At 70.8% G+C, this 13,961-nt stretch carries 11 protein-coding genes and 1 pseudogene; 11 read left to right on the top strand and 1 reads right to left on the bottom strand.

The window, feature by feature from the left end; all coding sequences use genetic code 11:
* The first annotated feature begins 77 nt into the window (after positions 1–77).
* The 5 genes from ACFYWM_RS27580 to ACFYWM_RS27560 all read left to right on the top strand — a co-directional run bounded on the left by ACFYWM_RS27580 (position 78) and on the right by ACFYWM_RS27560 (position 3,708).
* Positions 78–449, top strand: a complete 372-nt coding sequence (locus ACFYWM_RS27580) for an NADH-quinone oxidoreductase subunit A (protein ID WP_389919013.1) — start codon at positions 78–80, stop codon at positions 447–449.
* Positions 450–564: 115 nt separating this feature from the next.
* Entirely contained in the window at positions 565–1,047 is a 483-nt protein-coding gene (locus ACFYWM_RS27575) for an NADH-quinone oxidoreductase subunit B (protein ID WP_389919402.1), read from the top strand.
* Positions 1,040–1,606 carry an NADH-quinone oxidoreductase subunit C gene (locus ACFYWM_RS27570; protein ID WP_389919011.1) on the top strand — a complete coding sequence of 189 codons (567 nt, stop codon included), beginning with the start codon at positions 1,040–1,042 and terminating at the stop codon, positions 1,604–1,606. The genes ACFYWM_RS27575 and ACFYWM_RS27570 overlap by 8 nt, the downstream gene beginning before the upstream one ends.
* A gap of 84 nt (positions 1,607–1,690) precedes the next feature.
* A complete protein-coding gene (gene nuoH / locus ACFYWM_RS27565; RefSeq protein ID WP_389919399.1) occupies positions 1,691–2,644 on the top strand; it encodes an NADH-quinone oxidoreductase subunit NuoH in 954 nt (317 codons plus the stop codon).
* Positions 2,645–2,769: 125 nt separating this feature from the next.
* Positions 2,770–3,708, top strand: coding sequence for a hypothetical protein (locus ACFYWM_RS27560; RefSeq protein WP_389919009.1), 939 nt, complete (start codon positions 2,770–2,772; stop codon positions 3,706–3,708).
* A 31-nt stretch (positions 3,709–3,739) separates the two neighbouring features.
* Here ACFYWM_RS27560 and ACFYWM_RS27555 read toward each other — a convergent pair whose 3' ends face one another.
* Entirely contained in the window at positions 3,740–5,251 is a 1,512-nt protein-coding gene (locus ACFYWM_RS27555) for a protein kinase (protein ID WP_389919007.1), read from the bottom strand.
* A 309-nt stretch (positions 5,252–5,560) separates the two neighbouring features.
* Here ACFYWM_RS27555 and ACFYWM_RS27550 point away from each other — a divergent pair, with 309 nt between their 5' ends.
* The 6 genes and pseudogenes from ACFYWM_RS27550 to ACFYWM_RS27525 all read left to right on the top strand — a co-directional run bounded on the left by ACFYWM_RS27550 (position 5,561) and on the right by ACFYWM_RS27525 (position 13,925).
* Positions 5,561–6,787, top strand: a complete 1,227-nt coding sequence (locus ACFYWM_RS27550; protein ID WP_389919004.1) for a 4Fe-4S binding protein — start codon at positions 5,561–5,563, stop codon at positions 6,785–6,787.
* Positions 6,784–7,320 (top strand): NADH-quinone oxidoreductase subunit J, encoded by a 537-nt coding sequence (locus ACFYWM_RS27545; protein ID WP_389919001.1) that lies wholly within the window; start codon positions 6,784–6,786, stop codon positions 7,318–7,320. Before ACFYWM_RS27550 ends, ACFYWM_RS27545 begins: the two co-directional genes overlap by 4 nt.
* Position 7,321: 1 nt before the next feature.
* Positions 7,322–7,618 (top strand): annotated as a pseudogene (gene nuoK / locus ACFYWM_RS27540) (NADH-quinone oxidoreductase subunit NuoK); the annotation flags it as partial.
* Between the two features lie 251 nt (positions 7,619–7,869).
* Positions 7,870–9,879, top strand: coding sequence for an NADH-quinone oxidoreductase subunit L (locus ACFYWM_RS27535; RefSeq protein ID WP_389918998.1), 2,010 nt, complete (start codon positions 7,870–7,872; stop codon positions 9,877–9,879).
* 402 nt (positions 9,880–10,281) lie between these two features.
* Positions 10,282–12,114: a NuoM family protein gene (locus ACFYWM_RS27530; RefSeq protein ID WP_389918995.1), complete on the top strand. Its 1,833-nt coding sequence runs from the start codon at positions 10,282–10,284 to the stop codon at positions 12,112–12,114.
* Entirely contained in the window at positions 12,111–13,925 is a 1,815-nt protein-coding gene (locus ACFYWM_RS27525) for an NADH-quinone oxidoreductase subunit N (RefSeq protein ID WP_389918992.1), read from the top strand. Before ACFYWM_RS27530 ends, ACFYWM_RS27525 begins: the two co-directional genes overlap by 4 nt.
* Positions 13,926–13,961: the final 36 nt, after the last annotated feature.

The following is a 13,961-nucleotide window of genomic DNA, read 5'->3' as shown; positions in this document are numbered from 1 at the left end:
CTTGGCGGCGGTCCGGGGTCTTCCGGGCCCCCAGGCCCCCGGGTCCTGAGGTTCCGAGGTTCCGAGGAGGAGAAGCCATGAGCGGATATTTCGGCTCCTACGTGGTGGTCCTCGCGCTGTTCGCGATCGGCCTGCTCATCGTCGCCGGGGCGCTCCTGGTCAACCGGGGGCTCCGGCCGGACCGTCCCACCCCGGAGAAGCTGCTCACCTACGAGTGCGGCGTCGACCCGGTGGGCGACGGCTGGGCCCAGTCCCAGATCCGCTACTACGTGTTCACCTACCTGTACGTCGTCTTCGCGGTGGACGCGGTCTTCCTGTTCCCCTGGGCGACGGTCTTCGCCGCGCCGGGCTTCGGGACGACCACCCTGGTCGAGATGTTCGTCTTCCTCGGCTTCATCGCGCTCGGCATCCTGTACGCCTGGCGCAAACGCGCGCTCACCTGGACCTGAGAGATCGAAGGCCCGGACCCGAGGGGCCCGGGAGCCCGGGTTCGGGAGCCTCGAAGGGCCGGGCAAGCGCGAACACCGACTCTGAAGGAGAATGCGTGCCATGGCGGATCTCCCGATGCCCACCGTGGGGCCAGTCTCGCGTCTGGCCCCCAAACCCATGCGCTTCATCCTCAACTGGGGGCGCCGTTACTCGCTGTGGGCGTTCAACTTCGGCCTGGCCTGTTGCGCGATCGAGTTCATCGCGACCTCGATGAGCAGGCACGACTTCATGAGGTTCGGGGTCATCCCGTTCGCCAACGGCCCCCGGCAGGCGGATCTGATGATCGTCTCGGGCACGGTGACCGACAAGATGGCGCCCGCGGTCAAGCGGCTCTACGAGCAGATGCCCGACCCGAAGTACGTGATCTCCTTCGGCGCCTGCTCCAACTCCGGCGGCCCGTACTGGGACTCCTACTGCGTGACCAAGGGCGTCGATCAGATCATCCCGGTCGACGTCTACGTCCCCGGCTGCCCTCCCCGTCCCGAGGCGCTGCTCCACGGCATCATGATGCTCCAGGAGAAGATCGCCGCCGAGAACCTGGGTGAACGCTATGCCTGACCGGCCCGCATCTGACTCCGTACCCGAACCCGGTTTCGCGTACGGGGAGGGCGCCCGGGTGTCGGAGTCCTTCGGCCAGACCACGGTCGACGTGGAGCCCGAGGGCTGGATCGGCCTGCTGGAGTCCGCCAGGGCCGGGGGCTACGAGTTCTTCGACTGGCTGACCGCGGTGGACGAGCCGCCGGAGGCGTTCGCGGTCGTCGCGCACCTCTTCTCGCCCGTCTCGCACGCCCATCTGCTGCTGCGCACCCGGGTCCCGCGCGCCGACCCCCGGCTGCCCAGCGCGGTCGGTGTCTTCCGCGGGGCCGACTGGCACGAGCGCGAGACCTTCGAGATGTTCGGCGTCGTCTTCGAGGGCCATCCGAACCTGGTGCCGCTGCTGCTCCCCGAGGGCTTCGAGGGCTTCCCGCTGCGCAAGGACTTCGTGCTCGCCGCCCGGGTCGCCAAGGCCTGGCCGGGGGCGAAGGAGCCAGGGGAGTCCGGAGGCGGCTCGCCGAGCCGCCGCAAGACGCTCCCGCCGGGGGTGCCCGCCGACTGGGGGCGCGAACGTGGCACCTGAGACCTCCCGGCGGCCGCCCCGCCGCGAAGCCCGCGATACCCGTGACGGCCGGGGACTTCTCCCGGGGGACCGGAGGTGCCCGTGATCGCCGAGGTGCTCGACGCCGCGGTACGGCTCGTCGTGATCGTCGCGATCTTCCTGGTGCTGCCGCTGGTCGCCGGGCAGATGGAGCACAAGGTCATGGCGCACATGCAGTCGCGCCTCGGTCCCATGTACGCCGGGGGCTTCCACGGCTGGGCCCAGCTGATCGCCGACGGGGTCAAGTTCATGCAGAAGGAGCAGGTGATCCCGACCGCCGCCGACCGCCGGGTCTTCGCCCTGGCCCCCGGCGTGGCGCTGGTCCCCTATCTCCTGGTGATGGTCGTCATCCCGGTCGGACCCGGCCTGGTCGGGGTAGACCTGGACGCCGGGCTGTTCTTCGTCCTCGCCGTGATGGGGGTCGGCGTGCTCGGCTCGATCATGGCCGGGTGGTCCTCGGGCAACAAGTACTCCGTCCTGGGCGGGATGCGCTCGGCGGCCCAGCTCATGTCGTACGAGCTGCCGCTGGTCCTCGCGGCCTCCAGCGTCGCGATGGCGGCGGGCACGCTCTCGCTGCCGGGCATCGTGGAGGCCTGGCAGTGGTGGTGGCTGCCCTGGCAGGCGATCGGCGGCGTGGTCTTCTTCGTCGCGGGGCTCGCCGAGCTCCGCCGCCCGCCGTTCGACATGCCGATCGCCGACTCCGAGATCATCATGGGCCCGATGACCGAGTACACCGGCATGAGGTTCGCCCTGTTCATGCTGGCCGAGTACGCCGGGATCATCGTGGTGTCCGCGCTCACCAGCGTGCTCTTCCTCGGTGGCTGGCACGGCCCGTTCTTGCCGGGGCCGGTGTGGATGCTCCTCAAGGTCTTCCTGCTGGTCTTCGTGATCATCTGGGTCCGGGTGAGCTATCCCCGCCTGCGCGAGGACCAGCTGCAGCGGCTCGCCTGGGTCGGGCTGGTGCCGCTGGCCCTGGTCCAGCTCGCGCTGACGGGAATCGTCAGGATCGCCGTGGGATGAGTTCCTTCCTCCGGGCCGTTTCCGTACCATCCGTGCCGCCGTACCGAACGATCTGACGTTCGAAGCGCCCACGCAGGGCAGGGAGTAAATACACTCTGTGACACCACCTGCCAAGGACGGAACGCATGACCCTCGCGCTTGCCGTGGAAAAGGATGAACTGGTCGTCGAAGTGCCGGAACATCCGCCGGTGCGGCTGCCGCTCGCCGGGGAGGGCCGGGCGAGCACGCTGCTGATCTTCGGCTATCCCGGCAGGGGGAGGACGCGATACGGCCTGGCGGTGCTCGACGAGTCCGGCCTGGTCATGCTGGAGGCCCCGGGATCGCGGTCGAAGAAGGCGGTGAAGGCGTTCGCCTCGGACAACGGGCTGGAGTTCGAGTTCCGGGCGTTCGAGACCCCGCAGCGGGCCAGGGTCGCCCTCGCCCGCAGGTCGCCGAGGTGGCGCGCGGTGACCTGGCGCCGGGCCCCGGCGCCGCTGCCGCGCCTGCGCGTCCCCGGTGCCAGAAGCCTCAGGCCGCCCCTGAGCTCGCCGAAGGTGTGGTGGCGCGAGCAGCTGCTGTACGTGCTCATGTGGGCGGTGCTCGCCTACGGGGCGGTCTTCGTGGCGCTCGTGCTCCTCAACCTGACCGAGGCCCGCGCCGACGTCACCCGGGGGATGGGCGCGCTCGGGATCGCCGCCCTGGTGCTGGCCGCGCTGACGGTCGTCGGGGCCGTCGTCGTGGTCGGGGTCGGCCGCCGCAGGACCCGCAACCAGACCGCCCAGGGGCGCGTGCTCAGGCGCGAGGGGCAGCCGCACTGCCGCCTGGTGGTCGTCCACGGCCGCCTGCTGCTGGAGACCGCGCGCAGGACCCGCGAACTGGACGCGTCCGAGCTGCTGCTGTACTCGGCGGAGTCCGGGGTGACCGGCCTGATGGTGGGCGGTGACCTGTTCCACCTGCCGGGACACTGGGACGCCGCGGACGTCGAGCGCTTCGCCACCGGGAACGACCTGGAGCTGGAGATCCGTGCGCTGACCCGCGACGAGTACCTGGACCTGACGGGCCGGGCGAAGGACGCGGTCCCCTGAGCCGGGTTTCTCCCTATTGCACTGCTTCTCCCTATTGCACGATCCGCAGCATGATGTCGGCGGCCGTGGGCCGGTTGCCCGGCTTCTTGTCCAGGCAGGCGGCGGCCAGCGGGCGCAGTGAGTGGGGCAGGGCCGCCAGGTCCGGCTGGTGGTTGATCACCCGGTTCAGGATCGCGGGGATGGTGTCCTCCCCGAAGGCCACCTTCCCCGACGCGGCGAAGATCATGGTCGCGGCCCAGCTGAACACGTCGGTCTCCGGGCCGACCGTCTCGCCCGAGAGCTGCTCGGGGGACATGTAGGCGGGGGTGCCCATGATGTTGCCCGACGTCGCGGTGACCTGGTCGAGGGCTCGGGCGATCCCGAAGTCGATCACGCGGGGGCCGTCGGCGCCGATCAGCACGTTGGCGGGTTTGAAGTCCCGGTGCACCACCCCGGCCCGGTGGATCGCGGCCAGCGCGCCCGCCGTGGCCAGGGCCAGCCTGGTCAGGCCGTCCTCGTCGCGCGGGCCCTTGTCGCGGACCAGCTGCTCCAGGGAGTCGCCCTCCACGTACTCGCTGACGACGTACGCCTGGTCCTCGTTGATGTTCACGTCGAGCACCCGTGCCGTGGAGAACGTCGCCACCCTGCGCGTCGCCTCCACCTCCCGCAGGAACCGCTCCCTGACCACCTGGTTGCCGGTGAAGTGCTCGTGCAGCACCTTGATCGCGACCTTCTGCCCCTGCGGGGTGAGCGCGAGGTGCACCGTGCCCTGGCCGCCCTTCCCCAGGCTGCCGATCAGCCGGTACGGCCCGAGCCAGCCCTGCGGGGCCGGGGCGGCGTTCTGGTTCTGCGAGGCGTAGGCGGGCCGGCCCTGCGCGAAGGGGTCCTGGGGGCCCTGGGGACCGTGTGAGGTGTGGGTGAAGCGGTCCTGGGGGTACTGGGGCGCGTACCGCGGCGGCCCGCTGTCATGGAGCGACTGCGGCTGGTACCCACCGTGGTACAGGGGCTCCTGCCGGTGCGGCTGCTGCCCTTGGGTGGGCGGGTGCATCGCGGGGTGGTGCGGCTGCGGCCTTTGCGTGGGCGGGTGCATGACGGACTGGTGCGGCTGCGCCCCTTGCGCGGGCGGGTGCATGACGGACTGGTGCACGATCGAGGGCGCGGTGGGACCCGTCTGGTACGGAGGCCTCTGGTACGAAGGGCCCTGGGAATGGGCCTGGGAATGGGCCTGGGAATGGCCGTACCCCGGAGGCGGTCCCGAGGTGAACTCCTGGGACGGCCACCGCGGGAAAACCGACCCCCTGAGGATCAGCGCGTGGCCCAGCCCGCCGATCCAGCTGCCGAACAGGCCGATCGTCCCGATGACGTCCAGCACGACCGGAGTGTGGTTGGAATCCCCGTAGGTCGCCGCGATGATCACGAAAATGCCGACGCCGAAACCGTAGACGGCGGCGGCGACGGCCAGCAACGGGCTCCGCAATCGTCGGGCGGCGTGGCCGATGACGAACGGCGTCCCAACACCGCAGGTCAGCAGAGGTACCAGTGCCCACATGACGCTCAGTGCCATGTTGGATCGCGCCGGTGGTTGTGATTGCCAGGCCGGCCCGTGCTGGTGGGACATGTGGCGAACAATACGATTTTTTCAGGAAGTCCGCAGTCGCTTCGATGGTGAGCCCGTGCTTGGAGGGCGGTTATCGAACACACAGTCTGTGGATAACTTCTGTGGATAACCTCGTTTCCCGGCTGACACCCCTTGCCGTGCCGGTCTCCGGAACCCACGCATTCCCGAGCGCCCCGCTGTGCGCCATGATGTTGAGTTGTGGCACGGATACCAGGAGTGGGACTGGCGAAGGGACTCTCCGTCACCCTTCGCCACATGCTGAGCAGGTCGGTGACCCAGCAGTACCCCGAAGTCCGGCCGGAGCTGCCCCCGAGGAGCAGGGGGGTGATCGCGCTGGTCGAGGAGAACTGCACGGTGTGCATGCTCTGTGCCCGCGAGTGCCCCGACTGGTGCATCTACATCGACTCCCACAAGGAGACCCTCCCCGCGCCGGAAGGCGGCCGTCCCCGAGCCCGCAACATGCTCGACCGCTTCGCGATCGACTTCTCCCTGTGCATGTACTGCGGGATCTGCATCGAGGTCTGCCCGTTCGACGCGCTGTTCTGGTCTCCGGAGTTCGAGTACGCCGAGGGCGACATCCGCAACCTTCTTCACGAGAAGGACAAGCTGGCCACCTGGGCCCAGACCGTCCCGCCCCCTCCGGCCCACGAGATCAACGCCGATCCCCCCAAGGAACTGGCGGCCACCTCCCGCCCGGTCCGCCCCCGCCCCACGCCGCCCGAGCCCGCTTCCGGAACCGGTCCCGCCCCCACGGCCGGCCCCGGCCGTGCCGCCACTCCCGGACCTGCGGCCAGCCTTGATCGCACCGGCGGCCCCGGCCGTACGGCTGATCCAGGTTCTGCGACCGACCCCGGTTCCACGGCTGGCCCTGGCCCTGTTGCTGCTTCCGGTCCCGGGGCCGGTCCTGGCCGTACCGGAGGCCCAGGTCCCGGTTCTGGTTCCGCGGCCGGATCCGCGGCTGACCCCGGTGCCACGGCCGGTCCTGGTCGTACCACCGCTCCTGGCTCCACAGCCTCTCCCGGCCCCGTGACCTCCACGCCCGAAACTGGAGCGCCCACACCTGGCGTGCCGGCCTCCCCATCCGGAGCCCCGGCTTCCCCCGCCGATCCCCGCTCCGAACCCGGTCTCCCATCGGCCCCTGAAGCGCCCACACCTGGTCCTGGATCATCCACATCCGGATCGTCCACACCCGGATCGTCCACGCCCGGCACCGAAGCGCCCAAGCCCGGCCCCCCCGACGCGCCGACCGCCCGGCGCGGTCCGTCCCCGGGCAGGTCGTCCAGATCGGGCATCTCGGCGGGGCACGCGAGCGTCCGGGCCATCCGGCCACCGGGTGCCCTGCCGAAGAAAGACGATCCGTCCACAGGCAGGCCATCCGTCGAGAAGTTATCCACAGGCGAGGGTGAAGCGCCCCCGGCGGCGGCCACGCCGGAGCAGACTCCTCCCACGGATCCGAGTGGAGAGCCGGAGGAGGAGAGGTGACCGAGGTGCCGTCCTACCTGTCGCCGACCGGCCAGGAGATCGTCTTTCTCCTGCTGGGCGCGGTGGCCGTCGGGTCGGCGCTGCTCGTCGTGACCACCAGGCAGCTCGTTCACGCGGCCCTGTGGCTGGTCGTCTGCTTCGGCGCGCTGGCCGGGTGCTATCTGGTGCTCACCGCCGAGTTCGTCGCCTGGGTCCAGGTGCTGATCTACGTCGGCGCGGTCGTGGTCCTGCTCCTGTTCGGCATCATGCTCACCCGCGCCCCGATCGGCAGGAGCGCCGACCTCGACAGCCCGAACCGTCCGACCGCGGCGATCGTGGCCATCGCCACCGCGGCCGTGCTGGTCACCGTCGTCATCGACGGTTTCCGCATGGCCTACGTCCCGCTTGAGCCCGGCGGTGGCTCGGCCGGCGAACTCGGTTCCAGCATCTTCCGCAACTGGGTGCTCCCGTTCGAGGCGCTCTCGGTCCTGCTGCTGGCGGCCCTGATCGGCGCCATCGTCCTGTCCCGCACGGACATCCGCGGGAGGGACTGACGTGCACGTCGTCTACCCCGCGGTCGTCTCGGCGCTGCTGTTCTCCATCGGCGTGTACGGCGTGCTCGCCCGCCGCAACACGATCCTCGTGCTGATGTCCGTCGAGCTCATGCTCAACGCGGTCAACCTCAACCTGGTCGCCTTCGACGTGTGGTTGCGCGACCGCCTGCACGGCGGACAGGTTCTCACGCTGTTCGTCATCGTGATCGCCGCCGCCGAGGTCGGTCTCGGTCTCGCGATCATCCTCGCTCTCTACCGCAACCGCCGGACCGTCGACCTCGACCGCCTCCGCTCCCTGTCCGACTCCGGCGACACCGACACCGGCACCGCCCACACCAACCCGGCCGATTCCGATTCCGGCGACACCGGCCCCCACCCCCCGCCCCGGGACCAGCCCTCAGCCGAGTCCCGAAGCCTGTCCCAGACACAGACGCAGACGCAAACACGGCCACAGACACAGACCGAGGCTGAGACCGGGACCGGGACCGGCACGCGGCGGGCCCAACCCGAGGCCGCCCCCGAAGCGGACACCAGGCCGGGTGACACGCCATGATCACCATTGCCTCGCTCGTCATCCTGCTGCCCTTCCTCGCGGCTGCCACCGGCCTTCTCGGCTCCCGCTTCCCCCGGCATCTCCACGGCGTGACGCCCCCGGAGACCGGCGACAGCACCACCCCCAAGGCCGATGTCTCCAAGGCCGGCGCCGACACGGCTGCCAACCGCCGGGCCGCCTGGATCGCCGTGGTGCCCACCGCCGTCTCCGCGGCCCTGGCGATCTGGCTGGCCTACGCCACCTGGGCGGCCACCGGCGGGGGAATCGGGTCGTCCGCGCCGGTCGAGCCGAAGCCTCAGGGGGTGATCGACGGAGTCACCGCGACGTTCACCGTCATCGAGACGGGCTCGGTGCCGATCACGGTCGGGCTGCTGGTCGACGGCCTCGCCGCGTCGATCGCCGTGCTGGTGGCCGTGGTCGCGCTGGCGGTGCAGGTCTACTCCGTCGGTTACATGCGCGACGACCGGCGCTACCCGTCCTACAGCTCCTTCATCAGCCTGTTCACCAGCGCCATGCTGCTGGTCGTCTACGCGGCCGACCTCATGGTCCTCTACGTGGGCTGGGAGATCATGGGCCTGTGCTCGTACCTGCTGGTCGGGCACTGGTGGGAAGACAGGGCCAACTCGCGGGCGGCGATCAAAGCGTTCCTCGTCACCAGGATCGGCGACGTCGGTTTCCTGTTCGGCATCTTCGTCCTCGGGACGGCGGCGGGCAGCTTCAGGATCGCCGACGTCATCGCCGCGGTTCCCGAGATGTCGTCCGGCACGCTCATCGCCGCGACCATGCTGCTGCTCGCCGGAGTCGCGGGAAAGAGCGCCCAGGTGCCGCTGCACGTATGGCTCCCCGACGCGATGGCCGGACCGACACCGATCAGCGCCCTCATCCACGCGGCCACCATGGTCGCCGCGGGCATCTTCGTCGTCGCCCGGCTCTACCCGGTCTTTCTCGATGCCCGTCCCACCCTGGACGTCCTCGCGGTCCTGGCCGCCGTCGGCATGCTCGGCGCGGCCCTGGCCGCCCTGGCCCAGGACGACCTCAAGCGCGTCCTCGCCTACTCCACGATCAGCCAGCTCGCCTACATGGCCGGTGCCCTGGCCGCCGGGTCCCGGAGCGCGGCGACCTTCCACCTGATCACCCACGGCGCCTTCAAGGCGCTCCTCTTCCTCTGCGCCGGAGCGGTGATCCACGCGGTCGGCTCCAACCTGATGAGCACGATGGGGGGCCTCAGAAAGGAGCTTCCCGTCACCTTCACCGCGATGACGATCGGCTTCGCCGCGCTGATGGGCCTGCCCCCGGCCAGTGGCTTCTTCAGCAAGGACGAGGTGCTGGTCGCGATCGAGGGTTCCCTGTCCTCGGGGACGCTGACGGGTGCCGCGGCCCTGCTGCTCTACGGCTGCGCCCTCGCCACGGTCGCGGTGACCGGTGCCTACGCCACCCGGGCGTGGCTGCGAACCTTCTTCGGGCAGCGCGCCCCCCAGGCCGAGCTCCAGCCCGAGCCCGCGTCCAGCGCGCCGCACGCCGTCCACTCCCCCCACCACACCGCTGTTCACGAGGCCCCGGCCACCATGCGCTGGCCCATTCTCGTCCTGGCCGTCCCGGCCCTGCTCCTCGGCTTCGCCCGCGTCGGCGACGTCCACTGGGACGCCGCCGCCCTCAGCCTCACCGTGGCGCTGCTGGGCGCGGGGGTGGTCTACGCCGTGTGGCGCTCCGACCCCCTGACCGACCCGGCTCGCCTGCTCGGCCCCTTCCGGGCCCCCTGCGAGCAGGCGTTCCACGTCGACTCCGTCTACACCAGGCTGTTCGTCCAACCGGTGTTGCTCCTCGCGGGCCTTGTCGTCCGCACCGACGGCCGCGTGGTGGACGGTGCCGTACGCGGCTCGGGCCGGGCGACCCTGAGCCTGGCCGGGCTGGTCCGCCTGGTGCAGAACGGCAACGCCCAGCTCTACGTCACCGGCCTGCTGGCCGGAGTCCTCATGATCGCGGCCGGGGCGGTGATTTTTAGATGATCTCTCTGCTGTTCTGGGGCGTCGTGGCCCTCGTCGTGCTGCTCCTCATCCGTCTGGCGGTGACACGCCGTTGACCTCCTCTCCGCGACCGACCACAGGACCGGACCCGACATCGACCCCGGCCCTGCACCCGAGCCCGGCCCTGCACCCGAGCCCGGCCCTGCACCCGAGCCCGGCCCTGCACCCGAGCCCGGCCCTGCACCCGAGCCCGGCCCTGCACCCGATCTCAAACCCGAGCCCGGTCCTGCACCCGATCTCAAACCCGAGCCCGGACCTGAACCAGGACCCGAGCCCGGTCCCGGCATCGGCCGCAAGGCCGTGCCCAGGGTTGGACATCGGGGCGAACTCGGGGCCGGACACCGGGGCGAGCTCGGGACCGAACTCCGGTGAGGTGACCACGCCATGAGCTGGGTGCTGATCGCGCTCCTCGGCGTGCCACTCGCCGGAGCCGCCGCGCTGCTCGCACCGTTCGGCACGGACGCCGCGGCCAGGGGGCGGCTGCTCAGGGTGCACGGCCTGGTCGTCTCCGGCCTCACGTTCGCTCTGTCGGTGGTGCTGGTCGCCGCGTTCGACCACGGCGACGCCGCTCGGGTGCAGTTCGTGACCGACCTGGCCTGGATCCCCGGCCTCGACCTCAGGTTCCACCTCGGCGTGGACGGGATCTCGCTGCCGCTGGTCGTGCTGACCACGCTGCTGACCTTCCTCTGCTTCGTCTACCTGTGCCGGGGGCGCGCCGACGGTCCCGGACAGCTGCTGAGCCCCCGACCCGGCGGCAACCGGCCACGGGCGCTGGTGTTCACGCTGCTCGTCCTCGAAGTGGGCATGATCGGCACCTTCCTCGCGCTCGACCTATTGCTGTTCTTCGTGTTCTTCGAGGTCGTCCTCATCCCGATGTACTTCGTGATCGCCATCTGGGGTGGCCGCGCCCGCCGCGCGGCGGCGATCAAGTTCATCCTCTACACCCTGCTCGGCTCGGTGGTCCTCCTGCTCGGCCTGCTGCTCATCTGGTCGCAGACCGGCACCCTGGACATGACCGCCCTCGCGCGAGCGCGGGGAACGGGCATGTCACCCGCGGTGCAGACCATCGCCTTCCTGACCGTCGGCATCGGTTTCGCGGTGAAGACCCCGATGTGGCCGCTGCACACCTGGCTGCCCGACGCCCACACCGAGGCGCCGACCGTCGGCTCGGTGCTCCTGGCGGGCGTGCTGCTCAAGATGGGCACGTACGGCTTCGTCCGCGTCGCAATCCCGATCCTGCCCGACGGCGCCGCCGCGACGGCCCCGTGGCTCGGGGCGTTCGCGGTGATCGGCATCGTCTACGGCTCGCTGGCCTGTCTCGCCCAGCGTGACCTCAAAAGGATGATCGCCTACTCCTCGGTCGGCCACATGGGGTTCGTGCTCCTGGGCTTCGCCACGCTCACTCCGGCCGGAGTCAACGGTGCCCTGTTCGGCAACATCGCCCATGGCCTGATCACCGCCCTGTTGTTCTTCGTCGCCGGAGCGATCAAGGAGCGCTACGGCACCTCCGACATGCCCGCTCTCGGCGGTGGCATGCTGACCCGCCTTCCCCACCTCGCCTCCCTCCTCACCTTCGCCTGCGTCGCCTCGCTCGGGCTGCCGGGCTTGGCGGGCTTCTGGGGCGAGATGCTGGCCCTCATCGGTGCCTTCGAACCGGCCGCGGGTCTGTCCCGCCCCCTCTACCTGGTCTTCATGGCCCTCGGAGGTCTCGGTACGGTGCTGACCGCCGCCTACTTCCTGCTCATGCTCTCCCGCGTCACCCACGGCCGGGGCACCGAGACCGTCCACGTCCCGGTCCTCACCGCGGCCACCGCGGGCGGCCTCCCCGCCACAGGCCCGACCGGGGATGAGGGCCACGAGGGCGGTGCCCTAGCCGCCGAGCCGGGGGAGAAGGAGGGCCCCTTCATGACAACCGCCGACGGGGGAGACGCTTCCCCTCCGGCGACCCCGGCGACCCCGGCGACCCCGGCGACCCCGGCGACCCCGGCGACCCCGGCGACCCCGGCAGCTTCGGCGATTCCGGCGGCTTTGGTGGCAGCTTCGCGGGTGGTTCCGGAAGCGGTGAGCACGGCCAGGTCGCGCATGCCCGACGTCACCGGCTACGAACTGGCAGCCTGGACGCCGCTGATCGCTCTGATCCTGCTGTTCGGGCTCTGGCCCAAGGCGCTCCTCCTCCTCACCGACCCGGTGGTCCGGACCCTGGTGGGCGCGCCGTGATCCAGTCGATCGACTACTACGCGGTCGCGCCGCCCCTGATCCTCGCCCTCACCGCCGGGCTCGTGCTGCTCCTGGACGCCTTCCTGCCCCACCGTCCGTACGTCCGGACGGCACTCGGCGCGGTCACGCTGTCCGGGGTGATCGGCGCCCTGGCGGTAGTGATCTCTCAGGCCGTACGCGCCGGAGACCCGCTGAGGACCTTCTGCGTTCCCGAGGGGCTGCTCGGCTCCCCCCACGCGGCGATCGGCGCCATCGTCCCCCCGACCGGCGGGCCGGCCGCCCCCGCGACGACCGTGGCGCCGTGCTCGTTCGTGGTCGACGACTTCACCCTCGTCTTCGCGGGGCTCGCGCTGGCCGCCGGGATCGTCGTGGTGCTGCTGTCGGCGGCCGAACTCTCCTCCGGGGACATCCCCGTCGGGGAGTGGTACTTCCTGCTGCTCTGCACGCTGGCGGGTGCCGTCGCCCTCCCCGCCTCCCGCGACCTGATCATGCTGGTGGTCGCGCTGGAGCTCGTCTCGCTGCCGGTGTTCGCGCTCACCGCGCTCAAGCGTTACGACGGCCGGAGTTCCGAGGCGGCGGTCAAGCTCTTCCTGGTCTCCGTGGTCTCCACGGCGGTGATGCTCTTCGGGGTCTCCCTGCTGTACGGGACGACCGGGACGGTTTACCTCGACCGGATCGCCCGCGCCCTGCGACACGACGTCCCCGCAGGGCCAGGCCAGGTCGGCATCGGCGACGGCGCCGCCTACGGTTCCTCGCTGCAGATCGGCTACGACCTGCCCGCGGTGGTCACCGTGGCAGTGGTCCTGGTCCTCGCCGGGTTCGCCTTCAAGATCGCAGCGGTGCCGTTCCACGCGTGGGCGGGCGACGTCTACCAGGGGGCGCCCATCCCCGTCGCGGCGATCCTATCCGTCATCTCCAAGGCGGCGGGGTTCGCGGGGCTGATCCTCATCCTGGTCGTCGCCCTGGGTGGTCAGGGGGCCACCTGGGTGCCGCTGGTCGCGATCCTCGCCGCGCTGACCATGACCGTCGGCAACCTCCTGGCCATGCGCCAGCGCCACGCCGTGCGGCTGCTCGCCTGGTCGTCCGTCGCCCAGTCGGGCTACATCCTCGCCCCCCTCGGCCTCAGGAACGACGAGGCGATGAACGCCTCGATCGCCTACCTGGTCTTCTACGCGGCGATGAACCTCGGGGCGTTCGCCGTGGTCACGCTGGTGTCGAGAAGGTCGGGCAGGGGAGAGCTGGACGACTACCGGGGCCTGGCGTTCCGGAGCCCGGCGGCCGGGCTGGCGCTGGCCTTCTTCCTGATCTGCCTGGCGGGCCTGCCCCCCGGGCTGGCCGGGCTCTTCGCCAAGATCGTGGTGTTCCGGGAGCTCCTCGGCGGTGGCGGTGGCTGGCTGGCCGCCGTGATGGCGGTCAACACGGTCGTGGGCCTCTACTACTACATCGCCTGGGTCGTGCGGATCTTCACGTCGGCTCCGGTGACCGAGAGCGCAGCGATCGGAGACGCCGCAACGGGCGGCGCCATTCCGGGCAGCGCCATGACGGGCAGCGTCGTGACCGGGAGCGCCATGCCGGGAAGCGTCGTAACGGGCGGTGCCTCGACGGGCGGCGTCCCGGCGGGCGGCATCGTGGCGGACGGCGCCGAGAGGAGCCGCGCCGAGAGGAGCGGCGCCGAGACGGGTGGTCACGGCACCGGGTGGATACCCGCGAGCGTGGCGGTCGCGGTGGCCGGGATCGTCGCGATCGCGTTCTCGGTCGCCCCCCAGCTGGTCCTCGATCTCGTTCCCGCGGGGCTCATCGCCGCGGGCTGAACCATCTGGGAACGTTCGACCTGGCCGGAGACGTTG

Source organism: Streptosporangium sp. NPDC002721 (genome assembly GCF_042888905.1).
Classification (GTDB): Bacteria; Actinomycetota; Actinomycetes; order Streptosporangiales; family Streptosporangiaceae; genus Streptosporangium.
The sequence above is the reverse complement of the archived record's forward strand: the minus strand, read 5'-3'. Positions and strand labels throughout refer to the sequence as shown.